General features: G+C 71.1%; 23 protein-coding genes. 10 read left to right on the forward strand and 13 right to left on the reverse strand.

The window, feature by feature from the left end; genetic code table 11:
* Positions 1–6: 6 nt before the first annotated feature.
* Entirely contained in the window at positions 7–207 is a 201-nt protein-coding gene (locus AB8A24_RS25100; RefSeq protein WP_328962776.1) for a hypothetical protein, read from the reverse strand.
* Between the two features lie 137 nt (positions 208–344).
* Between AB8A24_RS25100 and AB8A24_RS25105 the strand changes: the two genes are divergently transcribed.
* Complete coding sequence (locus AB8A24_RS25105; RefSeq protein ID WP_369477720.1) at positions 345–1,853, forward strand: hypothetical protein; 1,509 nt, start codon at positions 345–347, stop codon at positions 1,851–1,853.
* Positions 1,854–1,860: 7 nt separating this feature from the next.
* Here AB8A24_RS25105 and AB8A24_RS25110 read toward each other — a convergent pair whose 3' ends face one another.
* Positions 1,861–2,451 (reverse strand): GNAT family N-acetyltransferase, encoded by a 591-nt coding sequence (locus AB8A24_RS25110; RefSeq protein WP_369477721.1) that lies wholly within the window; start codon positions 2,449–2,451, stop codon positions 1,861–1,863.
* A 24-nt stretch (positions 2,452–2,475) separates the two neighbouring features.
* Positions 2,476–2,862, reverse strand: coding sequence for a hypothetical protein (locus AB8A24_RS25115; RefSeq protein ID WP_369477722.1), 387 nt, complete (start codon positions 2,860–2,862; stop codon positions 2,476–2,478).
* Positions 2,863–3,033: 171 nt separating this feature from the next.
* Between AB8A24_RS25115 and AB8A24_RS25120 the strand changes: the two genes are divergently transcribed.
* The 3 genes from AB8A24_RS25120 to AB8A24_RS25130 all read left to right on the forward strand — a co-directional run bounded on the left by AB8A24_RS25120 (position 3,034) and on the right by AB8A24_RS25130 (position 7,534).
* On the forward strand, positions 3,034–4,236 hold the full coding sequence (locus AB8A24_RS25120) for a site-specific integrase (RefSeq protein ID WP_328962780.1): 1,203 nt from the start codon (positions 3,034–3,036) through the stop codon (positions 4,234–4,236).
* A gap of 253 nt (positions 4,237–4,489) precedes the next feature.
* Positions 4,490–6,730: a site-specific integrase gene (locus tag AB8A24_RS25125; protein ID WP_328962781.1), complete on the forward strand. Its 2,241-nt coding sequence runs from the start codon at positions 4,490–4,492 to the stop codon at positions 6,728–6,730.
* Positions 6,731–6,739: 9 nt separating this feature from the next.
* Positions 6,740–7,534 (forward strand): SMI1/KNR4 family protein, encoded by a 795-nt coding sequence (locus tag AB8A24_RS25130; protein ID WP_369477723.1) that lies wholly within the window; start codon positions 6,740–6,742, stop codon positions 7,532–7,534.
* Between the two features lie 57 nt (positions 7,535–7,591).
* Here AB8A24_RS25130 and AB8A24_RS25135 read toward each other — a convergent pair whose 3' ends face one another.
* The 3 genes from AB8A24_RS25135 to AB8A24_RS25145 form a co-directional block, all read right to left on the reverse strand.
* Entirely contained in the window at positions 7,592–9,115 is a 1,524-nt protein-coding gene (locus AB8A24_RS25135; protein ID WP_369477724.1) for a PTS transporter subunit EIIC, read from the reverse strand.
* Between the two features lie 43 nt (positions 9,116–9,158).
* The gene (gene murQ / locus AB8A24_RS25140) at positions 9,159–10,094 is read right to left on the reverse strand and encodes an N-acetylmuramic acid 6-phosphate etherase (RefSeq protein ID WP_369477725.1); all 936 of its coding nucleotides are present in this window, start codon (positions 10,092–10,094) and stop codon (positions 9,159–9,161) included.
* A gap of 248 nt (positions 10,095–10,342) precedes the next feature.
* On the reverse strand, positions 10,343–11,263 hold the full coding sequence (locus AB8A24_RS25145; RefSeq protein WP_328965931.1) for a MurR/RpiR family transcriptional regulator: 921 nt from the start codon (positions 11,261–11,263) through the stop codon (positions 10,343–10,345).
* 139 nt (positions 11,264–11,402) lie between these two features.
* On the opposite strand from AB8A24_RS25145, the gene AB8A24_RS25150 reads away from it, so the two are divergent.
* The 3 genes from AB8A24_RS25150 (at position 11,403) to AB8A24_RS25160 (ending at position 13,357) form a co-directional block, all read left to right on the forward strand.
* Positions 11,403–11,777, forward strand: coding sequence for a hypothetical protein (locus tag AB8A24_RS25150; protein WP_030727652.1), 375 nt, complete (start codon positions 11,403–11,405; stop codon positions 11,775–11,777).
* 7 nt (positions 11,778–11,784) lie between these two features.
* Positions 11,785–12,054, forward strand: coding sequence for a DUF4031 domain-containing protein (locus AB8A24_RS25155; RefSeq protein WP_030387344.1), 270 nt, complete (start codon positions 11,785–11,787; stop codon positions 12,052–12,054).
* Positions 12,055–12,478: 424 nt separating this feature from the next.
* Entirely contained in the window at positions 12,479–13,357 is an 879-nt protein-coding gene (locus AB8A24_RS25160; protein WP_369477726.1) for a helix-turn-helix domain-containing protein, read from the forward strand.
* Here AB8A24_RS25160 and AB8A24_RS25165 read toward each other — a convergent pair.
* The 3 genes from AB8A24_RS25165 to AB8A24_RS25175 form a co-directional block, all read right to left on the reverse strand.
* The gene (locus AB8A24_RS25165; RefSeq protein WP_369477727.1) at positions 13,354–14,610 is read right to left on the reverse strand and encodes a serine hydrolase domain-containing protein; all 1,257 of its coding nucleotides are present in this window, start codon (positions 14,608–14,610) and stop codon (positions 13,354–13,356) included. The genes AB8A24_RS25160 and AB8A24_RS25165 overlap by 4 nt on opposite strands.
* Before the next feature lie 90 nt (positions 14,611–14,700).
* On the reverse strand, positions 14,701–15,921 hold the full coding sequence (locus tag AB8A24_RS25170; RefSeq protein ID WP_328965932.1) for a Cmx/CmrA family chloramphenicol efflux MFS transporter: 1,221 nt from the start codon (positions 15,919–15,921) through the stop codon (positions 14,701–14,703).
* A gap of 63 nt (positions 15,922–15,984) precedes the next feature.
* A complete protein-coding gene (locus AB8A24_RS25175) occupies positions 15,985–16,656 on the reverse strand; it encodes a hypothetical protein (protein ID WP_328962786.1) in 672 nt (223 codons plus the stop codon).
* Positions 16,657–16,795: 139 nt separating this feature from the next.
* Here AB8A24_RS25175 and AB8A24_RS25180 point away from each other — a divergent pair, with 139 nt between their 5' ends.
* Positions 16,796–17,482, forward strand: coding sequence for a copper homeostasis protein CutC (locus AB8A24_RS25180; RefSeq protein ID WP_328962787.1), 687 nt, complete (start codon positions 16,796–16,798; stop codon positions 17,480–17,482).
* Positions 17,483–17,656: 174 nt separating this feature from the next.
* Here the strand turns inward: AB8A24_RS25180 and AB8A24_RS25185 are convergent, their stop codons facing one another.
* A complete protein-coding gene (locus AB8A24_RS25185; protein WP_328965933.1) occupies positions 17,657–19,633 on the reverse strand; it encodes an AAA family ATPase in 1,977 nt (658 codons plus the stop codon).
* Between the two features lie 302 nt (positions 19,634–19,935).
* Positions 19,936–20,604: a hypothetical protein gene (locus AB8A24_RS25190; RefSeq protein WP_369477728.1), complete on the reverse strand. Its 669-nt coding sequence runs from the start codon at positions 20,602–20,604 to the stop codon at positions 19,936–19,938.
* A 228-nt stretch (positions 20,605–20,832) separates the two neighbouring features.
* Between AB8A24_RS25190 and AB8A24_RS25195 the strand changes: the two genes are divergently transcribed.
* Both AB8A24_RS25195 and AB8A24_RS25200 read left to right on the forward strand, forming a co-directional pair.
* A complete protein-coding gene (locus AB8A24_RS25195; protein ID WP_030727679.1) occupies positions 20,833–21,012 on the forward strand; it encodes a hypothetical protein in 180 nt (59 codons plus the stop codon).
* 47 nt (positions 21,013–21,059) lie between these two features.
* Positions 21,060–21,827: a glycosyltransferase 87 family protein gene (locus AB8A24_RS25200; protein ID WP_328962789.1), complete on the forward strand. Its 768-nt coding sequence runs from the start codon at positions 21,060–21,062 to the stop codon at positions 21,825–21,827.
* Here the strand turns inward: AB8A24_RS25200 and AB8A24_RS25205 are convergent.
* Together AB8A24_RS25205 and AB8A24_RS25210 are read right to left on the reverse strand one after the other, a co-directional pair.
* The gene (locus AB8A24_RS25205) at positions 21,785–23,428 is read right to left on the reverse strand and encodes a DNA repair helicase XPB (protein WP_266383948.1); all 1,644 of its coding nucleotides are present in this window, start codon (positions 23,426–23,428) and stop codon (positions 21,785–21,787) included. The two genes, AB8A24_RS25200 and AB8A24_RS25205, sit on opposite strands and share 43 nt — an antisense overlap.
* Before the next feature lie 126 nt (positions 23,429–23,554).
* Complete coding sequence (locus tag AB8A24_RS25210) at positions 23,555–24,172, reverse strand: TetR/AcrR family transcriptional regulator (RefSeq protein WP_369477729.1); 618 nt, start codon at positions 24,170–24,172, stop codon at positions 23,555–23,557.
* Between the last annotated feature and the right edge of the window lie 66 nt (positions 24,173–24,238).

Consider the following 24,238-nt stretch of genomic DNA (forward strand, 5'->3'; position numbering starts at 1 on the left):
CCGTGTTCAGCTGGTGATGCGTTCGCCGTCGTAATAGCCGCCTACGCAGTTATAGACGCCAGTGGCAGAGTCGTACTCCACCATTCCGTGGTGGGACTCGCACGTCGGTCCGGGGACAGTCGGTACGGCGCCCTGTGCAACGGGGACCGTGGCGCCGAAGGCGGCCAGTACGAGGGCGGCGGTGACCGCGAGAATTCGGGTACGCATGGGACTCCTCCGGGGGTCGAGCAATACCAACACGTCAACACCAGCCTCCCTCTGCGCCGGGTCGGGTGCACCCTGGCGGGGGCGCACAAGGGGGCGCACGAGGGGCGCCGCTCGCGGTCGAGCGGCAGGCTGGTGTTATGGCGAACACGCCCGAGGTAACCGTGGGGGCGCCTGAAGACCTCGGCTTGCGGCCGGTTTCGGTGGGCGGCAGGCGCGTCGGCAGGGCCGGGTCCCTCAAGGAACTCCGAAAAATCCTGGATCGTGCCGGTGTGGAACCGGGGCACGAGATCCACTGGCTCGGCGGAGACCACACCGTCTGGCCGGACGTGGCGTGGGTGCGGCGAACCATTTGCTTCTTCATGGTCGTCGGCCTCCTCGCGACGGCATATCCGCTCTTCCTGATCGGAATGTCGGACAGCGGCGATGCCCTCACGTACGCCGGACGGATCGCGGGACTCACCATCCTCGCCGTGGCCGTGGTGGAGGTATTGGCCGCCCTGGCCGCCATCGACTACTGGACCAAGCGGCGGTGGCGCTTCTCGGGAGTGGTCGTTCTGGTCGGTGTCGTGATCTCCCTCCTCTGTAGCATCGCCCTGCTCCTCCTACAGATCGGCGAGCGGTTCACCGGTTACACCGAGGTCGGGATAGCCCTCGGTGTCTGGTCCTCGGTGGCCCTGTACGGACTTCTCAAATGCGGGGCGTGGAAGGGGCTCCGCGTTCCCAGGAAAGTCGCGATCGGGTTGATAATTTCCACCCTCATCGCCTCCGCCAACCTTGCATATTCGCAGATCTATGTTCCCTTTGTGACGACGCCGTTGATCCAGAGTGGGGCGGAGTTCAAGGAGTCGAACATGGAAAAAGGGTCGGGGCGGGCGTATGTGACGGTCCGTCTGTTCGTGAAGAACGCCGGCCAGGTGCCCGTCTACGTCCTCGGCAGCATCTACTGGGTCCATGGTGTGCCTGCGAATAACAAGTCTGACCGTCTGCCTGCGGGTAAAAAGCCCGACAAGCCTGCCGCAGCCGAGTTGATTTACGATGGCGAGTTCGTCTCGCCGGTCGGCCGCGTACTCAATCCAGGGGAAGAGGCCGTCCAGGATGCGGTCATTGAGATAGACGGTGCTGTTCCTCACAAGTATGAAGCGGTCAGGGCCCGGACCGAGGTGTACGTGATCAGGAAAGACAGGATGAAGATGACCGCGGACTACGAGCGCTCCCGGACGGTGGGGAAGACGCTCAAGGAGGACTGCCAGCCGGGGGATCCGGCCAATGCGGAGTACAGATACCGGACCCCTATCTCGAACAGCAGCGAAGTCCTGAACGTGACCCGCGGCCCACAGCGCATCACCCTGTGGAGATTGGGCGGCAAGAATCCGCACGTCATTGTGGACGTGTCGCCACCGAATAGACGGATCTCCTACGACCCCCTGCACCCCATAGCGAACGAAGAAGCCGCTGAACGGTACGGCCTCACGCAGGTGCGCGGCTCCACGGCGGAGACGCCCTACGCAGAGCTCCTGGAAAAGGCCAGCGCCACCGAGAAGGGCGCGACCCCGCCCTCGCCCTCGACCGTGAGCCCGACTTCTACCCCCACTCCGACTCGGACCCCGTTCCTGCCCCCGATCCAGCCTCGGCCCCAGGCCCGGTGACCCCCTCTCACACCGGGGGATCGGTGCGCAGGCGGGCGTGGAGGTGTTCGTCGTGCCAGCCGTCCGCGTGCAGGAGGGCGCCGCGCATGGTGCCCTCCAGGGGGAATCCGGCCTTGGTCGCGATGGCGCAGGAGGCCGGGTTCGCCACGGAGTGGGTGATCCGTATCCGGTGCAGTCCGAGGTCCTCGAAGGCCCAGCGGCTGACGCGTTCCGTGGCCGGCACCATGACCCCGTGTCCGCGCCCGGCGGGCAGTAGCCAGTACAGGATCTCGCCGCTGCCGCCCGCGAGGTCGAGGTCGCCGATGCCGATGAGCCCGACGGCCGGGCCTCCGGCGGCGGGGGCGACGGCCCAGATCGCGGCCTCCTCGTCCTGCCAGCGGGCGTGCCAGCGGGCGATCCGCTCCTCGGCTTCGGCCGGGGACAGCAGGGCGGGCCGGTTCCAGTGCCGGATGTCCGGGTCGAGGCAGGACTCGACGAGCGCGGGGACGTCGTACGCCGCCCAGGGGCGCAGCAGCATGCCGCCCGGCAACTCGAACTCCGGCTGCGGCAGGGCGCGCATCCGGCCGGCGGGGACCACGGGAGGTATGGAGTTGATCATCTCTGCATGATGCCCGCGCCCGTATCAGGACGGACCCGCGGCGCGCATGCGCATGCGCAGGAACAGCGCGTAGGGCGAGTCCGAGGCGAAGGTCTGGCGGTGCAGCGGCTCCGGGACCCGGGGGCCCCAGAGCCAAGCCATGTCGCAGCCGTAGCAGAACGCCGCTTCGTACAGCGGCGGCCCGGCCGGGTCGGCGTACGCGCGCAGGCCCCAGCCGGGGGCGAACCCGCACAGGGTGAGGTCGGCGGCGGGGATCTTCCGTACGGCCGTGAGCATCTCCGTGACGGCGGGACCCTCCCAGTGCCCCACGACGGGCCCGGTCATCGGGTCGCCGTGCCGCTCGGGACCGGCGGTGATGCGTACGACGTCGATGCGGGTCGTCGCGGCGGCGGCTTCGGCGGGGAGCAGCATCCGCACAGCATCGCGGGCTAGGCGGGGACCCGTTCCTTCGGGGGTGCATCGGTGGCGGTCGTGGGGTCCGGGCCCGGGTCGGTGTCGAGGTCGGCCAGCATCTGGTGTGTTAACTGCACCTTCTCCGGCTCGTTGGGCAGGGCGATGTGTCCCCGCTCAAGGAGAGCCCGCGTGAAACCGAACCTGCACCACGACCTGATCGAAGGCCGGGCCGATGTGCCTCGCCTCGGGTCGGTGGCCAAGCTGGAGACCCAGCATCCGCCGTACGCCGTCCTCACCGCGTCCGGGGACGTGGTCGAGCCAGCGCTCTCGTACCTCCGTGACCTGGCGCTCAGCGACAACAGCCCGCTGACCGGCCGCAGCTACGCGCATGACCTGCTGCGCTGGTTCCGGCTGCTGTGGTTCCTCGATCTGCCGTGGGACAAGGCGTCCGAGGCGGAGGCCGCCGCCCTCGTGGGGTGGCTCCGTACGGCACCCAACCCGCAGCGCCGCCGCAGCAGTCCTGACTCGCCACGTCCAGGGTCGGTGAACCCCCGCACGGGTAAGCGGTACCTCCAGGCCGGCTATGCGCCGAGCACGATCAACCACGCATTGACCGTGGTCAGCAGCTTCTACGCCTTCCACCGTCACTACGGACGTGGCCCGCTGACCAACCCCGTCCCGGAGTCGCTCGCACAACGAAGGGCGCTGGCACACCGAAACTCCACCGAGCCGGCGCAGCCATTCCGGCGGGCCCGGCTACGGCAGCGAGTGTCGAAGAGCGACCCAAGGGCGATTCCCGACGTTCTGTGGGACGAGTTCTTCGAAGCGATGACGCATGACCGGGACAGGGCCGCTGTCCTGCTCTACGTCTCCAGCGGTGCCCGAGCCGAAGAGCTTCTGGGGGTCACCCCGGCCGATATCGACTGGTCACGGCAGATCTTCCACGTGATCTCCAAAGGGACCAAGGAACGGGACCCCGTACCGGCCAGCCCGCAGGCCCTCATCGTGCTCGCGGCCTACCTCGACTCCATCGGCCTGCCCGCGGCCCACGAGCCCGTGCTGCGGACGCGGCGCGGCCCCGACAAGCCGCTGAGCTACTGGGCGATGCGCCGGGTCATCCAGCGGGCCAACGCGAAGCTCGGTACGAACTGGACGCTGCACGATCTTCGCCACACGGCAGCCAGTCGTATGGCGAACGACCCGAACCTGACCCTGACCGAGGTCCGGGCGATCCTCCGGCATGCGGACCTGGCGACCACGGGCCGCTACCTCAACGCCCGCGTCGAGGACCTCTTTGATGCCCTGCAGGAGCACTACAACCGGCCCAAGGTCGTGCGCAGCATTGCACCGGGCTACGACGAGGACGACTTCAAGGCGGTGTTCGGTGCCTGACCGCCACACTCCCGATACCTACACAGCGCGGAATCGCCGCGTCGCCGCCCACAGGGAAGATGCACGACCGGAGGCGCCGAGGAGCCGTTTCTCCACCGCGTCGGTGAAGGCCGCACCAGCGTCGAGGCCGGAGGTCCCGCCGACGCCGTTCGGGGATCTCTCCCGGGCGACTCTGGAGGACGTCCGGGAGATCGCGACGGGAGCGCTCAAGGGGCGTTCGGACCGTTCCCACGCGAACAAGCGGCGGCGCGGGATGAGCATGCTGCTCGCACACTTGGAGACGCTGCCAGGGGAGACCTGGCAGCAGCGCTGGGAGGCCAGCGGCTTCGACGACGAGAACGCGCTCTCGGTCAATATCCTCGCGCGTGAGGGGTCCAAGTACGACGGCTTCGACCTGATCACGGCCGCCAAGATGGCCTTCTGTCTCCGGGTGGTCCAGCCGTCGTTGTCCGGCTTCCGCGCCAACAAGTTCACCCGGTATGCCGAGCCCTTCCGGGAGATCCATAACGACCCCCTCCTGGACCGGTTCTTCGAGGTCGTTGACGGACACCCCACGATGGGACACGTCCACAAGGCGCGTGCGAAGTTCGATCTCACCTGCGCACTGACCACTCAGGGCATCGCACTTGAACACCTGACGCCCGCGGCGCTGCTGCACTACTCGCTGGAGTCGAAGCGTCTCGGACTGACCCACGGAGCCAACAAGAACTACAACCGTTTCGCCGCTCTCGGCGCCTGGCAGGTGCTCCACGCCATGGGTCACTTCCCGGCTGAGACGCCACCGACCCTCAGGACGTTCGTCTACAGAGGCCAGCGGACGATCGAGGAACTGGTGGACCGCTATGCGATCCGAAGCCTCGCGGTCCGGCAGCTATTGATCGACTACTTGACCCGCAGGAGGGCGGAGACGGACTACATCACCATCGAGGGCCTTGCCCGGAATCTGGCCAAGCATTTCTGGGCCAAGATCGAGGAGCTGAGCCCAGGCCACCCTGACCTGGTCCTCGGCCAGGACCTCTACGACCAGTGGCGAGCCGAGCTCCAGACGTGCACCGCTGGTGGGGGCCAGGAGCTTCGGAAGCGTCTGGACCCGGAATCCATCCTCCTTGCCGTCCGCGGACTCTACGTAGACCTTCACAGCTGGGCTGTAGAAGAGCCGGAGCGGTGGGCCCAGTGGGTCGTTCCGTGCCCCATCCGTCCGCAGGATCTGAAGGGGTTCGGAAAGAGAAGGCGGGAGATCAACCGGCGAATGGCGGACCGGGTCCGTGTCCGGCAGCCACTCCTGCCCGCACTGGTGGCCCACGTCGAAGCACGCCACGAGTTCTACGCAGGCCTGCTGGCTGCTGCTCGTCCGGTCGCGCTCGGTGAGGAGTTCGTCCACCAAGGACGCCGTTACCGGCGGCGGAACTCCCAGTACGACCGGCGTATGGCTGCGGCGGAGGTGGAGCCGGCGGTGCGGATCACGGACGAAGAATCGGGCGAGCGGATCAACGTGACCGTTGCCGAGGAATCCGCTTTCTGGGAGTGGGCGGCGGTCGAGGTACTGCGGCACAGTGGTGTCCGGGTCGAGGAACTCTGCGAGCTCACGCACCTGAGCATCCGCCAGTACCAACGGCCCAACGGCGAGGTCATCGCCCTGTTGGTGGTCGCGCCGTCGAAGAGCGAGCGCGAGCGAGTGATTCCGATGTCGGCCGAGTTGTTCCACGCTGTCGCGCAGATCCTTCGCCGTCATACGCGAAAAGGCAGGACCGTCCCCCTGGTGACCCGGTACGACCCGCACGAACGGACGTGGTCGGAACCGATGCCTTTCCTCATGCAGCGACACCTCGGGACCGCGACGGGCGTCATCTCTGGCGCAACGGTGCTGAACATGCTCGGCCGCAGCTGCAAAGAGCTGGCCGAGACCAACCCGGCCTTCGAGGGCTTGAAGTTCACCCCGCATGACTTCCGTCGGCTGTTCGCCACGGAGGTCGTCAACGGAGGCTTGCCGATCCACATCGGAGCCGCCCTGCTCGGACACCTGAACCTGCAGACGACCCAGGGATACGTCGCCGTGTTCGCCGAGGACGTCGTCGGCCACTACCAGGCCTTCCTCAACCACCGGCGATCTCTGCGGCCCGAGGTGGAATACGGCGAGGTCACACCACAAGAGTGGGACGAGTTCGAGGAGCACTTCGACAAGCGCAAGGTCGAGCTGGGCAACTGCGCTCGCCCCTACGGAACCCCCTGCCAGCACGAGCACGCCTGCATCCGCTGCCCCATGCTCCAGATCAATCCCAAGATGCTGCCGAGGCTCGCGGAGCTGGAGAAGGACCTTCTCCGCCGCCGCAAGAAGGCCGAGGAGGAGCAGTGGCTCGGCGAGATCGACGGCATCGATCTGACGCTGACGTTCTTGCGCACGAAACAGGCTGAGGCTGCTCGACTCACTCACCGTCCGGTGGTGGAGCTGGGCCTTCCTCGGCCCCGTCGTGAGCGGCCTGAGGATGAGGCGTAGGGTCGCCAGATGGCCGACAGGTTCGATGTGGCACAGGCTCTTGCGGGAGCCTCGGGTGAGCGGGCCCAAGTGTGGGAGTTCGCCAAGGAATTCGCGGCCTCCTGGGCGACTCCTCTCTCGCTGGGGGACGGATTTGTGCCGGCGGAAGTGTGCCGTGCGGAGGAGCGACTGGGGCGCCGGGTTCCCGTGGCTCTTCACGAGGCCTACGCGCTCTTCGGTCGCCGCAGCGATCTCGTTGCGCACCACAACCCCTTGCTCCCTCCGGACGAACTGCTCCTCGATCCGTCCGGACAGCTGCTGGTATTCCGAAGCGAGAACCAGGGTTGCGCGGGATGGTGTGTTCCCCTTGACCAGCTGTCAGCCGATGACCCACCGGTGGTCTTCTTCTCGGACTACTTGCCCGACCTGGTGTGGGAGCCGTTCATGCCGAGCCTGTCTCTCGCCTGTGCGGAGACGATCCTCAGCGAAACGGTGATGGGTAGGCGCTACGGCCCGACCGGACGAGACTGCGTGGCCACACCCGAGGTCCTTTCCGGCGTTGAAGACCAATTCGAACCGGTCGGGCTGCCGGGGTACCCGGCCTGGCACTCTCCTGGAGAACCTCCGATCCGGTGGTTCTCCGCAGCGGGCAAGTTGCTGTGTCTGGAGCCCGGAAACTCGGGACAGGATCTGGTCGTCGTTGGCAGGACAGAGGGCGACCTGCTGGAGGTACTGCAGGCGATCCCCGGTGAGTGGTCTGATCCGGCGGACACGGCCGGCAGAGCGGAACCGGAGGAGCAGCACGACCTGGTTCTGCCGTTCTGACAGGTTCGGCCGCCAGGTCATCGCCATGGACGACGGCCCGGCGGCCTCCGCTCGGCATCAGCGGACAGGTACGGCTACTTCCTCGGTGGCAGGCGAGGCGGTATTCGGGGTGTCGGCGGTGCTTTCCGCCGTCAGCTCCTCGTCGCCCTCCTCCCGATTGAGTGAAGTGCAGAGAAGGCGGGTGAAGCCGAAGAAGTAGGTGGCGGCGAAGCCCACCAGGTAGCCGACGAGCAGGCCGCCCGCGTAGATCGCGAGGGTGATGCCCGCGCTGGAGCGGCCGTCGAGCAGCGGGAACAGGGCCCAGCCGGAGGGGCCGATGGCGGTGGAGCCGAAGGCGACGCCCAGTTGGTGGAAGAGGCCGACGAAGGCGCCGCCGGCCGCGCCGCCGATGCAGGCGGTCACGAAGGGGCGGCCGAGGGGCAGGGAGACGCCGTAGATCAGTGGTTCGCCGATGCCCAGGAATCCGGCGGGGAGGGCGGACCTGATGGTGGCGCGGAGCGAACCGTTGCGCGGGAGGCGGTAGTAGACGGCGATGGCCGCGCCGACCTGGCCCGCACCCGCCATGGCCAGGATGGGCAACAGGACGGTGTAGCCGTCCTGCTCGATGAGGGTGGTGTGGATGGGGATCAGGGCCTGGTGCAGGCCGAGCATCACGAGGGGGAGGAAGAGGCCGCCCAGGACCAGGCCCGCGAAGGCGCCGCCACTGGCGAGGAGCCAGTTGGCGAAGGTGCCGATGGCGGCGGAGGCCTCACCGGCGAGGTACATCAGGCCGAAGAGGGTGACCAGGCCCGAGATCAGCACGGTGAGGGTGGGGGTGATCAGGACGTCCAGGGCCTCCGGTACCCACCTGCGGCACCATTTCTCCACGTACACGGCGAGGAGGGCGGCGGCGAGCGCGCCGAGGACGCCGCCCTGACCGGGCTTGAGTTCCAGGCCGAAGGCGTCGATCTTCGCGACGCCCGGGAAGACGATGATTGCGGCGACCGCGCCGCCCAGGATCGGCGTACCGCCGAACTCCTTGGCCGTGTTGTATCCGACGAAGACCGCGATCAGGGACATGAAGCCGGACGCGATGGCGGCGAGGGCGGGGACGACGGCGGGCACCCAGCCCAGATTCGTCAGCAGGCCGTTCAGCCCGGCGATGATGCCGCAGCCGATGAGTGCCGGGATCAGCGGCACGAAGATGTTCGCGATCCGGCGCAGGAACAGCTTGAAGGGGGTGGCGTTCCGGGCCTTCCGAGCCTCCTTCAGCGCCGCGCCCTGGGCGGCGAGGTCGTCCGCGGTGGTGGGGGCGGGGGGTGCGGGCGGTGCGGCGGCGCGGGCCTCCTCGACGAGTGCCTCGAACTCCGGGGTCACGCGGGCGACGGCACCCGGGCCCAGCACGATCTGGTAGCTCGTCCCGTCCTCGACCACGCCGAGGACGGCGGGGAGGGCGCGCAGGGCCTCGTCCTGGACCAGTGAGCGGTCGCGCAGCGAGATGCGTAGGCGGGTCATGCAGTGCGCGATCGAGGTGATGTTGTCCGGGCCGCCGACCAGGGGAAGGATCGCGGCGGCGGTGGCGCGGTTCTTGTCAGTGGTCATGTGGATCGCCTTGGCTCGGGGTGTCGGGTGTCGGGTGTCGGGGTCAGCGGGTGTGGGCGAGGGCGAGTGCGAGGGCGGCGCGCAGGTGGCCCCGGGAGGCGGCGAGCAGTTCGGCGGCCGTGGGGCCGTCGACTCCGCCGAGGACGACGAGGACGGCGTTCTTGACCTCGCCGCCGGTGGCGGTGAGGGCGGCCTCGATCTCCTCGTCGGGTGCGCCGGTGGCCAGTGCCACGATGCGGCGGGCGCGGGCGCGCAGCTTCTCGTTCGTGGAGCGCATGTCGACCATCAGGTTCCCGTAGGTCTTCCCGAGGCGGATCATCGTGATGGTCGAGATGAGGTTGAGGACGAGCTTCTGGGCGGTGCCGGCCTTCAGGCGGGTGGATCCGGTGAGGAGTTCGGGTCCGACGACGACCTCGATGCCGTGGTCGGCGGCCGCGGCGAGGGCGGATCCGGTGTTGCAGGAGAGCCCGACGGTGAGCGCGCCGCGGGTACGGGCGAACTCGACGGCGCCGATCGCGTACGGGGTGCGGCCGGACGCGGAGATGCCGACGACCGTGTCGAGCGGCCCGATCTCCAGGGCGGTGAGGTCCTCGGCGGCCAACTCCTTCGAGTCCTCGGCGCCCTCGACCGCCTTGACCATGGCGGACGGGCCGCCCGCGATCAGGCCGACCACGTCGGCGGGGTCGGTGTTGAAGGTGGGCGGGCACTCGCTGGCGTCCAGGACACCCATCCGGCCGGCCGTGCCGGCGCCCGCGTAGACCAGCCGGCCGCCCTGGGCCATCCGCTCGGCGATCGCGTCGACGGCGGCGGCGATGTGCGGGAGCTGCGCGGCGACGGCGGCCGGGACGGTGGCGTCCTCGGCGTTCATGGTGCGGGCGATGTCGAGGGTGGGGAGGCGGTCGATCCCGGCGAGTTCCGGGCGGAAGGCCTCGGTGGTGAGGTTGTCCAGCTGGGCTCGGAGGTCTGCGTGGGCGGTCATGTGGCCGGCTCCCGTGCGGTGTGGTGGGTGGCGTGTGGTGGGTGGTGTGCGGCGGGTGGTGTGCGGGCTGGGCTTCACGATCGGGGCTCCGCCCCGGGCCCCGCGCCTCGAACGCCGGCGGGGCTGGAAGAGCGGGCTCCGCCCCGGACCTCGCGCCTCGAACGCCGGCGGGGCTGGAAGAGCGGGGCTCCGCCCCGGGCCCCGCGCCTCGAATGCCGGCGGGGCTGGATATGGCTTGGCTGGAGGTGTCAGCGGGCGGTGTGGCGGTGGGTGAGGGCTTCGTAGGAGGCGGCCAGGGCGGGGGCGGCGGTTTCGTAGGTCTGTTGCGCGACGCCGACGAAGAGGCAGTCGACGACGAGCAGTTGGCTGGTCCGGCTGGACATGGCGGCCGGGCGCAGCTGGGTCTCGCGGGCGGCGGAGGTGGCCAGTACGAGGTCGGCGTGGCGGGTGACGGGGCTGTTCGGGCGGCCGGTGAGGGCGAGGGTGGTGGCGCCGCGTTCGAAGGCGGTGCGCAGCGGTTCGATCACGTCGCCGGTGGTGCCGGAGTGGGTGATCGCGACGGCGACGTCGCCGGGGCGGAGCTGGACGGCGTTGGTGACGGCCAGGTGGGGGTCGCTGTGGGCGTGGGCGATGAGGCCGATGCGCAGCAGCTTCTGGGCGAGGTCCTGGCCGACGAGGGCGGAGGCGCCGATGCCGTAGATGTCGATGCGGCGGGCGGTGGCGAGCGCGGTGACGGCGGCGGCGAGCTGGGTGAGGTCGAGGGCGGCGGCGGTGTCGGTGAGGGTCTGTGCCTCCTCGTGGGCCAGTTTGGCGACGACGTCCGCGAGCGGGTCGTCGACGGCTATGTCGACGGTGACGGCGGGGGCGGTGCCGGATTCCTGCTGGGCGGCGAGGGCGGCGAGCGCGAGGCGCAGGTCGCGGTAGCCGGGGTAGCCGAGCAGGCGGGCGGTGCGGACCACCGTGGCCTCGCTGGTGCCGGTGTGCTCGGCGAGGGCGGAGACGGTGAGCTTGGCGCAGCCGGCCGGATCGGCGGCGACGGCGTCCGCGACGGCCTGTACGGAGCGGGTCATGGAGGGGCCGAGGCTGCGGATCCGGGCTTGGAGGGCGTGCGGCGGGGGAGCCGGGGCCGGGCCTCCGGCGGGGCTTCGGCCGGCGCTTTCGGCGGCGATCGTCGGGCTTTCGGCAGTTTCCTTCGCGTTCTGGCTCACTCCTGAAATTTATTTTCATGGCGGGGTCCGGTCAATACGCCATTGGGCCCTCGGAAAGAGGGCCTTCATCGCCGGCCGCTTCCGGGTCCACAATGGGCGCATGGACCACGCGACCCCCCTGGAACAGGCGCTGCACGTCGCCCGTGCCCTCGTTCTCGCCGATCTCGCCGCCGGTGAGGTCGCCGATGCCGATGTCGTCTCCCTCGTCGAGGACTCGGTCACGCACCGCCGCTGGTGGGTGGAGCAGTGGCCGGAGGGCGTCGACTACCTTGCCGGACTCGTCGCTCAGGACGTGAAGGACGCGCTGCTGGAGAAGTACGGACGCTGGCCGCTGTGCCCGGTGTGCAACCACGGCGAGCCGCACGCGCTGGACGTGGAGCCGGAGCTGGGACCCGACCCGCACTGGGTGTGCTCGGAGGCGGGCGTGAAGGTGGCCGCGATCGGCGGCCTGGGCCCGGTCTTCGGCCTCCGGTGAGCCGCCGGTGACCGTCTACATCGACCCGCCGACCTGGCCGGGCCACGGCCGCATGTGGTCGCACCTGGTCAGCGACGTCTCGTACGAGGAGCTGCACGCCTTCGCGGCGGGCATCGGCTGTCCGCCGCGGGCCTTCGAGCGGGACCACTACGACGTGCCCTCGTACCGGTACGCGGACGCGGTCGGCGCCGGTGCGGTGGAGATCGGCAGCAAGGAACTCGTCCGCCGCCTCACCGCGGCGGGCCTGCGCCGCCCGAAGGGCCGACCGGCGGCGTAGTGGCCTCACCGGCCCCCTGGCGTCGACTCCGGGAGCGGCCCGTTCCTCGTCGGCCTTGTTCCTCGTCGGCTCGTCCCGCGGAAGATCGTACGGTCCGCACTCGACCTGTCACGTCGACCTGTCAAGCCCCTGACCTGCGAATATCGCTCGCGCACCGGAGCCCGCGCGCCGGGCCTCCGGTGGCGGGGACGATCCCAGGACTCAAGACACGGGAGGGAAAGGACCACACCGAACCCCACCCCCTCCCGCCCATGGCGCACGCTCACTCGCTTGAGTGAAAAACACCAACTTGGCCGGCTTCGGGACGGGTTGCCTGATCTACGCTCAGCGCGACACACCACATCACCGCTGACATACGTCGGCCCCCGCCGGGACGCCAATCCCAATGCGAGGGCCTGACCACCGAGGAAGTAAGGGCTTCCCGATGGATACCCAGAACATTAGCGCGCGCCCGCACGCCCAGTCCCGTAACGGCGGGGAAAACCACCCGTCCCGGCGCACCCGTGCGCACACACGCTCCGGCGGTGTCATCCACGACAACGCCCGCCACACCACCCGCTTCACCGTGATCGGCAACCACCTGGCCCAGCACGCCGAGCTGTCGCTGCTGGCCATCGGCCTGGCCGTCCACATCCAGTCCCTTCCCGGCGGCTCCCTCATCGACATCCGGACCCTCGCCGCCCGGTTCCCCGAGGGGAAGACCCGGATCGCCGCCGCCCTGCGCGAACTGGAGGCCCACGGCTATCTGCGCCGCACCTGCGAACGCACCAGCAGCGGCCGCGTCGTCACCCGCACGGTCTCCTGCAACCAGCCGGGCCGGTCCGGCGCCACGGACGGGCCGGAGCCGAAACCGAGGCCCGAGCGCCCCGCCCGCCGGGAGGGCGAGCCGCCGCGCCGTGCCCTGCCCGCCGTACCGCAGCCCGCGTACCCCGCCCCCGACCTGCTCCGGTCCGCCTTCGAGGTCCTCGCCGGCCTCCGCCGGGGCGATCCCCGCCTCCTGCTCTCCGCCGCGGAGGTCGAACACCTCACCCCCGGAGTCGCGGCCTGGCTGGAGCGCGATCTACCCCCGAGCGCCGTACACCACGCCCTGACCGCCGACCTGCCGTCGGAGCCGCTGCACCGCCCGGCCGCCCTCCTGGCCCACCGGCTCGCCGCCCAGCTCCCGCCCGTGCCGCCGTTCCGCGCCCGGGAAGCACCTTCGGACGCCGTCAGGCACCCGCTCCACAACTGCGAGACATGCGACCGCGCCTTCCGCGGCCCGGAACCGGGCACCTGCGGCGGCTGCCGACCCAGGACCCCCTAGGAACTCGGCTTCGGGGCCGGGGTCGACGGGGCCGACGGTTCCGGGACGGTGTTGGGCTGGGCCGCCGCCGGGAGCCCCCAGACGTGCTTCGGGGTCACGATCTTGGTGACCGTGTTGGCGATGAGGGAGCTGAGGCTGCCGAACTTCCCGTCGACGTCGGAGTTCACCACGATCACCATGGTGGCGCGTGCCTGCGGGAGCCGGACGGCGATGGTCTCGTACCCGGGCAGCTCGCCGTTGTGCCCGATCCACCCGTCGAGCTCGGCGATACCGAGCCCGTAGCCCACGTCGGGGTGCCCGGTGGGCAGCATGCGCAGCCGCTGGGCCTGGGTGGCCGGCTCCAGCAGCCGGTCGCCGTCGGGCAGCTTCCCGCTGACCAGGGTCGGGACCCAGGCGTGCAGGTCGTCCATGGTGGAGATCATCGCGCCGGCCGCCCAGCCCCAGGACGGGTTCCAGGTGGAGGCGTCGACGGTCGCACCGTCCGGGGTGAAGTTCGTGTAGCCGTGCACGTACGGGGAGGCGATCTCCGCGCCGGTCGGCAGCGAGGTGGCGTCCAGGCCGGCCGGTTCGAAGACGTTCTGCTCCAGGTAGGTGTGCAGGGGCTGTCCGTCGACCTTCTCGACGAGCAGGCCGAGCAGGACGGTGTTGGTGTTGGAGTACTCCCAGCGCGCGCCCGGCGGGAAGTTCGCGGGGTGCGCGAAGGCGATGCCCAGCAGCTCCTGCGGGGTCCAGGCCCGGTGCGGATCGGCCTTGAACGTGGCCTGCCAGCGGGGGTCCTCGGTGTAGTTGAAGAGGCCGCTGCGCATGTCGGCGAGCTGCCGTACGGTGATCTTGCCGCCGCCGGGCACGCCGTCGAGGTACGTCGAGATCGGCGCGTCGAGCCGTACCTTCCCGTCGTCCACGAGCTGGAGGACGGCGGTGATGGTGAAGGTCTTGGTGACGCTGCCGATGCGGGTGTGCATGTCGGTCTTGATGGGCACGCCAGTGGCCTTGTCGGAGGTGCCGAAGGCGCGCACGTAGGGATCCTCGCCGTCGATCCACAGGCCGACGCCCACTCCGGGGATGTCGGCCTTGCGCATGGCCGCGGTGATCGCGTTGTCGAGCTGCTCGGCGGTCACGGGATCGATGTCGACCCGGCCCGGCGGGGCGGCCGCGGGGGCCTGGCCCGCACATAGCGCGGTCAGCAGCAGCGAGGCGGCTGCCAGGACGGTGGGCGTCCGGTACCGGCCCATGGAGGATCCCCTCTGACGCACGTCCCCGAGCGTTCCCCAGCTCCCCGAGCCGACCTACCCATCGTAGGAACCCGCCTCCGGGGCGGCGACCGGGACCGTTGTCGGACGTGATCAGGCGCGTGCGGGCTCCTCGGCGAGGGTCGCGGCGGCGCCGCCTCCGGTGACCACGCGGGTCGTGCGCGGCGGCGTACGGCGGTCCAGGCGCAGCGCGAGCACGGTGAGGGCGATCGCGGTGACGGTCATGGCGGCGCCCGCCCAGGCGGTGGCGGCGAAGCCCAGGTCGGCGTCGATGACGGTGCCGCCGAGCCAGGGACCACCGGTGTTGCCGAGGTTGAAGGCGGCCGTGGTGGTGGCGCCGGCCAGGGTCGGGGCGGCGCCGGCCACGTTGAACATGCGGGCGTTGAGCGCCGGGGCGGTGAAGAAGGCCGAGAAGCCGAGCAGGAAGGCGAGGGCGATCGCGGCGGCGGCGGCGCCGGCCAGCAGGGCGAGCGCGGTGAGGAAGACGGTGGAGGCGGTGATGCCCCAGATCATCACGCCGAACAGGTGCGCGTCGGCGACCCGGCCGCCGACGGTGGTGCCGGCCAGCGCGCCGATGCCGAAGAGGCCGAGGATCCACGGGACCCACTGCGAGTCCAGCCCGGCCACGTCCGTGAGCAGCGGTGACAGGTAGCTGAAGGCGCAGAAGACGCCGCCCGCGGCCAGCGCGGTGATGCCGATGGAGAGCCAGACCTGGCGGTCGCGGTAGATGCGCAGCTCGCGCCCGAGCGACGGCTTCTCGGCGGGCAGCGGGATCTTCGGGATCAGCGCCAGGATGCCGACGAGGGCGATCGCGGAGGCGGCGGCGACCGACCAGAAGGCGGAGCGCCAGCCCAGGTGCTCGCCGAGGAAGGCGCCGGCGGGGACGCCGAGCACGTTCGCGATGGACAGGCCGCCGATCATGACGGCCATCGCACGGGCCCGCTGGTCCTTGTCGACCATGGCGATGGCGACGGCCGCGCCCACGGCCCAGAAGCCGGCGCAGGCGAACGCGGAGATCACGCGGGAGGCGAAGAGGAGCTCGTACGAGGGGGCCAGCGCGCCCGCGACCTGCCCGAGGCCGAAGAGGCTGATGAGGGAGACGAGGGTGGTGCGGCGGGGGAGCCTCAGGGTGGCCACGGCCAGCAGCGGTGCGCCCACGACCATGCCGATCGCGAAGGCGGATATGAGCAGGCCCGCCTGCGGGATGGTGACGCCCATGTCCTCGGCGATGGGTGGCAGCAGCCCGGAGAGCATGAATTCACTGGTGCCGAGCGCGAACACGGACAGTCCGAGGACGTAGACGGCGACGGGCATGCGGGGGCGTGCTGCGACTGCGGGCATGACTGTCACCAACCCGTGCGAACGCGAACGAATTCCCTACGGGACGAGAGCGGCGAGCTCGGCGGCGAGGTTGGCGCGGGCCGGGGCCTCCCAGTGCGTGGCTCCGTAGGGCGTGCGGAAGAGCCGCGGCAGGTCGAGCAGCTGGCGCAGGACGGCGGCGCGGCCGGCGCGGAAGGCGTCGTCCGGGACGAAGCCGTACTCGGCGCGGACGGCGGCGACGTAGGCGGCGTAGGCGTCGGGAGCCCCGGCCAGGACGGCCAGGTCCGCGTCGCAGAGCGCCTCGCCGTCGGTGTCTCCGGGGGCGGGGTCGTGGGTGACGGTGAGCCGGACGAGGCGGGCCACCTCGGCGGTGCGGGCGGGGTCGATGCCGAGCTCGGGGAGGGCGCGCTCGGCGAGGGCGGCGCTGCGCTCCTCGTTCTCGGACCGGTCGGGGCGGTAGACGGCGTCGTGGAACCAGGCGGCGAGCCGCACGGCGGCCGGATCGGCGGCGTGCGGGGCCAGTACGTCGATCCGCGCGAGTACGTCGGCCAGGTGGGCGGTGGTGTGGTACCGGCGCTGCGGCTCCGCCCAGGCGGCCAGCAGGCGGTCGGCGTAGGGCCCGGGATCACGGTCGGCGGGGGCACCGGCGGCGGTGACGGTCGCCTGCCAGCGGGCCCGCAGGTCGGCGGTGTCCGGGTGGGTGTCGCTGCTCTGGGTGCCTGTGTCCATGGGCACATTGTGGGGTGGCGTGATTGTGCTGGTGAAGGGCGGGTGGAGGCCCGTATTCTGAATATTGGACTAGACCTATTTTCCTGCGCTTCCTGCGTTTCCGAGTTTTCCCGAGCTTGCCGAAGAAGGATGGGATCGAATGAGCAACCGTGCGCTCCTGGAGGTGATCGCCCTCGACGTGGAGGACGCGGTCGCGGCCCAGGCCGGTGGGGCGGACCGACTCGAACTGGTCACCGACATGGCCGCCGACGGGCTCACCCCGCCGCGCGAGACCTTCGCGGCGATCAGGGCGGCGGTCGACATCCCGCTGCGCGTGATGCTCCGCAGGACGGACGGGTTCGCGGCCGGCGACGTGTCCGAGCTGGTCCGGGTGGCACGGGAACTGCGGGCGGAGGGCGCGCAGGAGTTCGTCCTCGGTTTCCTGGACGCCGAGGGCGCCCCCGACCTGGCGGCGGTCGAGGCGGTCGTCGCGGAGCTGGACGGCTGCCGGTGGACCTTCCACCGGGCGATCGACCGCGCGGCGGACCGGGACCAGCTGCGCAAGGCGCTGGCCGAGCTGCCGGGGCTCGACACGTACCTGACGGCGGGCGCGGCGGCGGGCGTGGACGCCGGGCTGCCGGTGCTGCTCGCGGAAGCGGCGCGGGGTGGTGAGCCGGGGTACGGGGCCCGGATCCTGGTGGGCGGCGGGCTGACGCTCGCGCACCTGCCGGTGCTGCGCGCGGGCGGGATCGACGCCTTCCACATCGGCGGCGCGGCCCGTCCCTCCGGGTGGGACGGCCCGGTCTCGGCGGCGGCGGTGGCGGACTGGCGCACCGCCCTGTCCTGACGGGGTCCGGCTGTCACTTCGGCCGCGCCGCCGGGGGCGCCGCCCCCGGACCCCCGCGCCTCGAACTCCCCCAGCTGCCGCTGGGAGGTACCCCCTGGCGAGGGGGAAAGATTCAGCCTCGCCGGCGTTTGAGGCGCGGGGTCCGGGGCGGAGCCCCAGGAGCGGACCCGCAGGTCAGGGCAGCAGCGGCGCGGGCAGGGCGGCCGCGTGCAGCACGGAGAGGCCCGAGACGGCTCGGGTGAGGCAGACGTACAGGCGGCGCAGGCCCGTCCGTTCGTCCGGCTCGCCGTCCACGATCGCCGCGGGCTCGTCCAGGACCACGTAGTCGTACTCCAGACCCTTCGCCAGCGACGCCGGGACCAGGGTCAGCCGCGACTCGGCGGTGGTCTCCTCGCCCGGCGACAGGTACGGCAGGTCCGCCGCCAGCAGGGCCTCGGCCAGCGCCGGGATCCGCGCGTCCGCCGCGATCAGGCCGATCGAGCCCTCGTGGGCCAAGGACTCGCGGCAGGCGGCGACCACCGCCGCGATGAGGTCCGGGACCTCCGCGATCCGCAGCGAGCCCGGCGTCTCGCGGACGGAGGAGACCGGGGCCAGGCCCGGAGAGATCGACGGCAGCAGCCGGGAGGCGTAGGCGATCACCTCGCGCGGCACGCGGAAGCCCGCCGTCAGTTCCTCCAGCACCGCCTGCGGCTTGCCCAGGTGCGTCAGGGCCTCGTCCCAGCTGCGCGTGGCCCACGGCGTGGTGCCCTGCGCGAGGTCGCCGAGGACCGTCGCCGAGCCCGTGGTGCAGCGCCGGCCCACCGCCCGGTACTGCATCGGCGACAGGTCCTGCGCCTCGTCGAGGACCACATGGCCCAGCGAATGCGTCCGTTCCACCAGGTCGGTCGCCTCGTCGATCAGGACCAGGTCCGCCGCCGACCACTTCGCCGACTTCACGCTGCGGAACGGCTTCGACCACAGCAGGAGCTTCTGCTCGTCCTCGGTGAGCACGTCCGCCGCGTGCAGCGCGAGGAACTCGGGGTCGGACAGCAGGCGCAGGACCAGCTTCGCCGGTTCGACGGCCGGCCAGATCTCCTTGACCGCCGCCTTGACCGCCGCGTTGCGGGCCACCGCGTCCTGCACCCGGTCGTCCGGGGCCTCGCCCGCCTGCTCCATCCGTACGAGCACCGCGTGCGCGATGCGCTGCGGCAGGGCCTCGCGGGCCGCGCCGTAGCGGATGTCGCGCTTCTGCAGTTCCTCGACCATCTCCTCCAGCTCGTACGCGGGCACCCGCCAGCGGCGCGAGCCGCGGACCACCATCAGCGGCTCGGTGGGGCGGGTGACGTGCGAGCGGACGGCGCGGCCCAGTACCTCCGCCATCCGGGCGTCGCCCTTGACCACGGCGGTTTCGGCGACGTCCGTGCCGCGTACCTCCAGGCCGGGGCGGGCGACCAGGTCGTCGACGGTGGCCTGCTTGACCTCCAGCTCGCCCAGGGCCGGCAGGACCTGCTCGATGTAGTGGAGGAAGGAACGGTTCGGCCCGATGACGAGCGTGCCCGTGCGGGCGAGGCGGTCGCGGTGCGCGTAGAGGAGGTACGCGACGCGGTGCAGGCCGACGGCGGTCTTGCCGGTGCCGGGGCCGCCCTGCACGCAGACGGAGCCGGACAGGCCGGAGCGGACGATCTCGTCCTGCTCGGGCTGGATCGTCGCGACGATGTCGCGCATCGGGCCGACGCGCGGGCGCTCGATCTCCTGCTGGAGGAGCTTGCTGACCGCGGTCGCCTCGGCCGGGTCGGAGAGGTGCTCGTCCTCGTACGCCGTCAGCTCACCGCCGGTGTACCCGAAGCGGCGGCGCAGGGAGATGTCCTGCGGGTCGGTCTTGGAGGCCCGGTAGAACGGCTGGGAGACGGGGGCGCGCCAGTCGATGACCATCGGGTCGCCGTCGGCGTCGTGGACGTGACGGCGGCCGATGTAGAACTGCTCGCCCTCCGCGCCCTCGGCGAGCTCCGCGCCGGGTGCGTGGAGGTAGTTGAGGCGCCCGAAGAAGAGCGGGGTGTGGGCGAGGTCGGCGAGGGCTTTGATGCGGTCGTCGATCTGGGCCTGGAGGACGATCGCGTTGACCCAGTTCGCGGTGACGTCGCGGATGTCGAGGGCCTCGACGTCCTCGCGCATGGCGCGCAGCGCGGAACGCGAGGCGGTGAGGTGGGCCCGTTCGCGGCCCAGCGGGTCGGTGGGCGCGCCCGGGTTCGCGGTGGGGTTCGCGCTCGGGTTCGCGCTCGGGTCGTCGTGCGTGGTCTCGGGGGCGTGCGCGGGCACGGAACTGCCTCCAGCTGCTGGATGCGGAACAGATGGCCCGCCGGTTTCCGGCCGGAGGGCGGCTCTCCCCGATGAGGCGGCGGGAGGCGGCAAGAGCGGAGATTCTAGCCACCGGGGCGGTGCGGCGCGAACGAATAAACGGGGGCGGGGCCAGGGGATCAGGGGACCTGGAGCGAGTCGAGGAGCTGCTTGTGCTTGGCGTTCAGGTCCTTCTCGTTCTCCTCGGGACCGTAGGTCAGGGCCATGACGAGGTGGTCGTCGTCGGAGATGAAGCGGATGGAGCCGACCGTCGACCCGTCGCCGTCCTCGCCGGTGAGGGTCGCGTCGAGGGCCGGGTGGCCGTCCACGGTCGTCTTGCGGACGTTTTCGCTGGTCAGCGTCCCGTTGCCCATCAGGGCGTACGCGTCCACGAAGCCCTTGAGGGCGTCCTCCAGCGGAAGGCGGTCGCCCGGCATGTCGTAGACGGCGAAGCCGGTGGCTCCGTCCGGGGTCTCCACCCCGTACACGCGGGCGGCGACGGCTTTGCCGTCCATGGGGATGGAGCCGGAGCGGACCTGCGCCTTTCCGGGGAGTTCGGCCGAGATGCCGCTGGGGGGATCGGTGGTCTTCACCGCCTCCTGGGAGGGTTGCGTGGGCGGCGGGGTGGGCGTGGGCGCGGCAGCGGCAGCGGCGGTGGCGGTGGCAGTGGCAGTGGCGGTGACGGCGCCGGCGGCCGCGGCGGATGCCGGGGCGGCGAACGCGGCGGTGGACGGCAGCAGCCCGGCTGTGACCAGGGCTGTCGATGCGGAGAGCAGCGCGAGGCGCTGGGTCCGGGAACGGTGGGTCATGCGGATCACTCCCATGGCGTGGTCGCCGGCACCGCGGACCTTCCCAGGGTCCGTCCCGGCCGGCATCGCTGCATCCGGACGGGTGTCGTACCGGGCGTCGTACCGGGGAGTGTCAGACCTCGGTATCCCCCCTAGGGGTGCGCATGCGACGGGAGGAGGACCCGGGGGGCCGTGAGGTTCCCTCCCGGGAGCGATGTGCGGGACGGCGCGAAAACGCACCATGGATCCATGAGCCCCGCAACCTTCACCTCGATCCAGGGCAGCCGTCCTAGCGGCGCCGACTCCGACTCCCTTCCGCGCAACGGCCTCGGCGGCATGCTGCGCGCCGTCAAGATCTTCGCGGCGACCGCCGTGAGCGTCGTCGTGCTCGGTGAATACGCCGAGGACGCGGGCGTCATACGCCACTGACCTCGGGCCCCGCGCAGCACATCCACTGATCCACTAGGGTCACGCGGGTGACTCGGAGTCTCGTTCCCGGCCGCTCGCCGTCGTCTCTCGTCGGTGTGCTGCTGACCGGTTCGCTGCTGCTGCTCGGCGTGCTCTGCATCGCCCTGCGCATTCCGGTGGCCGATGCCCTCGTCCAGGGTTTCTCGGACGCCGAGTGGGGGCCGTCCGCCACGTATCCGCCGTTCGCGGCGATCCTGTTCACGCCCGCCGCGTGGCTGCCGAGCGGCGCGCTGAAGGCCGTCCTCGTCCTCGGCAACGCCGGTCTGCTCGCGCTGCTGATCACCCTGTCCTGCCGCCTCGCGGGGCTGAGGTCCCGGCCCGGTCCGGTACTGGCCGCCACCATCGCCGGGCTGTGGCTGCAGCCGCTGTTCCAGGCGCCGCTCGCCGGGCTGATCAACCTGGCACTGGCCTGCCTGGTCCTGTGGGACCTCGGCCGGCCCGGGTCCGCGCTCGGCAAGGGCTTCGCGCTGGGCGTCGCCGCCGGGATCACCCTCGCCCCGGCGGCCATCGCCGCGTACCTCCTGCTGACCCGCCGCGTCCGGGCGGGGCTCACCGCGCTGGCGGCCTCGGCCGGGACCGCGCTGCTGGGGCTGCTGGTCCTGCCGGAGGCCTCCGCCGAGTTCTGGACGCGGCACCTGGCCGACGCGGCCCGGGCCCTGGTGCTGGACTGGCCGCCGCTGTGGGTCTGGTGCGCGCCCTTACTGGCCGCCCTGACCGCCCGCGCGTGCCGGGGTCAGTCGCCGGCCAGCAGCTCGTCGGCGTCCATGATCCGGTAGGCGTACCCCTGCTCGGCGAGGAACCGCTGGCGGTGCGCCGCGAAGTCCTGGTCGATCGTGTCGCGCGCGACGACCGAGTAGAACCGCGCCTCGTGGCCGTCCGCCTTCGGCCGCAGCACGCGGCCCAGGCGCTGGGCCTCCTCCTGGCGGGAGCCGAAGGTGCCCGACACCTGGATGGCGACGGTGGCCTCCGGCAGGTCGATGGAGAAGTTCGCGACCTTAGAGACGACCAGCACGCTGAGCTCGCCCTCGCGGAAGGCGTTGAAGAGCTTCTCGCGCTGCGCGTTGGAGGTCTCGCCCTTGATGACGGGGGCGTCCAGGTGCTCGCCCAGCTCGTCGAGCTGGTCGATGTACTGCCCGATGACCAGGGTCTGCTCACCGCGGTGCTTGGCCACCAGCGCCTCGGTGACCTTGCGCTTCGTCGCCGTCGTCGCGCAGAAGCGGTACTTCTCCTCCGTCTCGGCGGTCGCGTAGGCGAGCCGCTCCGACTCCGTCAGATTGACCCGGACCTCCACGCAGTCGGCGGGCGCGATGTAGCCCTGCGCCTCGATCTCCTTCCACGGGGCGTCGAACCGCTTCGGCCCGATGAGGGAGAAGACGTCCGACTCCCGCCCGTCCTCGCGCACCAGCGTCGCGGTCAGTCCGAGCCGGCGCCGCGCCTGCAGATCGGCGGTGAACTTGAAGACCGGCGCGGGCAGCAGGTGCACCTCGTCGTAGACGATCAGGCCCCAGTCCCGGGAGTCGAAGAGTTCCAGGTGCGGGTAGACGCCCTTCCGCTTCGTCGTCAGGACCTGGTAGGTGGCGATCGTGACGGGCCGGATTTCCTTGCGGGTGCCGGAGTACTCGCCGATCTCGTCCTCGGTCAGCGAGGTCCGCTTGACCAGCTCGTGCTTCCACTGGCGGGCCGAGACGGTGTTCGTCACCAGGATCAGCGTCGTCGCCTTGGCCATCGCCATGGCTCCGGCGCCGACCAGCGTCTTGCCGGCGCCGCAGGGCAGGACGACCACGCCGGAGCCGCCGTGCCAGAAGCCCTCGACGGCCTGCTGCTGGTACGGGCGCAGCGCCCAGCCGTTCTCGGCCAGGTCGATCGGGTGCGCCTCGCCGTCGACGTAACCGGCGAGGTCCTCGGCGGGCCAGCCCAGCTTGAGCAGGGTCTGCTTGATCTGCCCGCGCTCGGAGGGGTGCACGGCCACGGTGTCGGCGTCGAGCCGCGCGCCGACGAGCGGGGCGACCTTCTTGGAGCGCAGGATCTCCTCCAGCACCGGCCGGTCGGTGCTGGTCAGCACCAGTCCGTGCACGGGGTGCTTGGAGAGGGTCAGGCGGCCGTAGCGGGCCATGGTCTCGGCGACGTCGACGAGCAGGGCGTGCGGGACGGGATAGCGGGAGTACTCGACGAGCGCGTCGACGACCTGCTCGGCGTCGTGGCCGGCGGCGCGGGCGTTCCACAGGCCGAGCGGGGTGATCCGGTAGGTGTGGATGTGCTCGGGGGCCCGCTCCAGCTCGGCGAAGGGGGCGATGGCACGCCGGGCGGCTCCGGCGAGCTCGTGGTCGACTTCGAGAAGGAGGGTCTTGTCGCTCTGGACGATGAGTGGACCATTCACGCGCGGCGCCCCGTTTCATTCAGGTCAAACCTCCAGTGTGCCGTACGGCGCGGAGGCTGGGAACACGCCGCTTCGGCGGACGCCCGGCGGGCCGCCGCGCGTCCCGCCGGCCGGGCGGCGGGAGGGTCAGCGGCCCATGCCGTCCAGCAGCAGGGCGAGGCCGCCGTGGAACTCGCGGTCCGGGGTGAGGGAGCGGGCGCCGAGCGCGGCCTCGGTCATGTACGGGAACTCCTCCGCCGGGAGCTCGGCGATCGCGGCGGTGCCCGCGCCGGAGAGGGCGCCGAGGTGTTCCTGCTGGACCGCGCCGATCGCGTAGGCGAGCAGAGCCCGCAGGGCGATGATCCGCTCCTCGGGCCCGAGGCCCGCCTCGTGGAGCACGCCGAGGACGGTCTCCCCCCAGCGCATCACGCCCAGGGACCGGTGCCGGTGGCTCATGGTGAGCGGCAGCACGGCGGGGTGCGCGCCGACGGTGTCCCGCATCCGGTCGACGAGGAGCGTGACGCGGGCGCGCCAGGGCCCGGCGGTCAGGGGCGGCGGGGTGCTGTCGACGGCGCCGAGGACGAGTTCGACGACGAGGGCTTCCAGTTCCCCTCGGTCCTCGACGTAGCGGTACAGGGCCATGGTGCTGATGCCGAGTTCGACGGCGACGGCACGCATGGACAGTCCGGGCAGACCCGCGCGGTCGATCACGGCGAGGGCCGCGGCGGCCAGTTGGTCCGGGGTGAGTGAGCGGGGGCGCGGCATGGTGATTGACAGCGTACGACATACGCTTACGCTGTAGGTGTACGACATACGCTTACGAAGGAGACC

The organism is Streptomyces sp. BF23-19, from assembly GCF_041106355.1.
Lineage (GTDB): Bacteria > Actinomycetota > Actinomycetes > Streptomycetales > Streptomycetaceae > Streptomyces > Streptomyces virginiae_A.

Excerpts from the sequence above, each read along its gene's own strand:
- AB8A24_RS25100 (WP_328962776.1), bottom strand. The coding sequence starts at position 207 with ATGCGTACCCGAATTCTCGCGGTCACCGCCGCCCTCGTACTGGCCGCC.
- AB8A24_RS25105 (WP_369477720.1), top strand. The coding sequence starts at position 345 with ATGGCGAACACGCCCGAGGTAACCGTGGGGGCGCCTGAAGACCTCGGC.
- AB8A24_RS25110 (WP_369477721.1), bottom strand. The coding sequence starts at position 2,451 with ATGATCAACTCCATACCTCCCGTGGTCCCCGCCGGCCGGATGCGCGCC.
- AB8A24_RS25115 (WP_369477722.1), bottom strand. The coding sequence starts at position 2,862 with ATGCTGCTCCCCGCCGAAGCCGCCGCCGCGACGACCCGCATCGACGTC.
- AB8A24_RS25125 (WP_328962781.1), top strand. The coding sequence starts at position 4,490 with ATGAGCATGCTGCTCGCACACTTGGAGACGCTGCCAGGGGAGACCTGG.
- AB8A24_RS25130 (WP_369477723.1), top strand. The coding sequence starts at position 6,740 with ATGGCCGACAGGTTCGATGTGGCACAGGCTCTTGCGGGAGCCTCGGGT.
- AB8A24_RS25135 (WP_369477724.1), bottom strand. The coding sequence starts at position 9,115 with ATGACCACTGACAAGAACCGCGCCACCGCCGCCGCGATCCTTCCCCTG.
- murQ (WP_369477725.1), bottom strand. The coding sequence starts at position 10,094 with ATGACCGCCCACGCAGACCTCCGAGCCCAGCTGGACAACCTCACCACC.
- AB8A24_RS25150 (WP_030727652.1), top strand. The coding sequence starts at position 11,403 with ATGGACCACGCGACCCCCCTGGAACAGGCGCTGCACGTCGCCCGTGCC.
- AB8A24_RS25160 (WP_369477726.1), top strand. The coding sequence starts at position 12,479 with ATGGATACCCAGAACATTAGCGCGCGCCCGCACGCCCAGTCCCGTAAC.
- AB8A24_RS25170 (WP_328965932.1), bottom strand. The coding sequence starts at position 15,921 with ATGCCCGTCGCCGTCTACGTCCTCGGACTGTCCGTGTTCGCGCTCGGC.
- AB8A24_RS25175 (WP_328962786.1), bottom strand. The coding sequence starts at position 16,656 with ATGGACACAGGCACCCAGAGCAGCGACACCCACCCGGACACCGCCGAC.
- AB8A24_RS25180 (WP_328962787.1), top strand. The coding sequence starts at position 16,796 with ATGAGCAACCGTGCGCTCCTGGAGGTGATCGCCCTCGACGTGGAGGAC.
- AB8A24_RS25185 (WP_328965933.1), bottom strand. The coding sequence starts at position 19,633 with ATGCGCGAGGACGTCGAGGCCCTCGACATCCGCGACGTCACCGCGAAC.
- AB8A24_RS25190 (WP_369477728.1), bottom strand. The coding sequence starts at position 20,604 with ATGACCCACCGTTCCCGGACCCAGCGCCTCGCGCTGCTCTCCGCATCG.
- AB8A24_RS25195 (WP_030727679.1), top strand. The coding sequence starts at position 20,833 with ATGAGCCCCGCAACCTTCACCTCGATCCAGGGCAGCCGTCCTAGCGGC.
- AB8A24_RS25210 (WP_369477729.1), bottom strand. The coding sequence starts at position 24,172 with ATGCCGCGCCCCCGCTCACTCACCCCGGACCAACTGGCCGCCGCGGCC.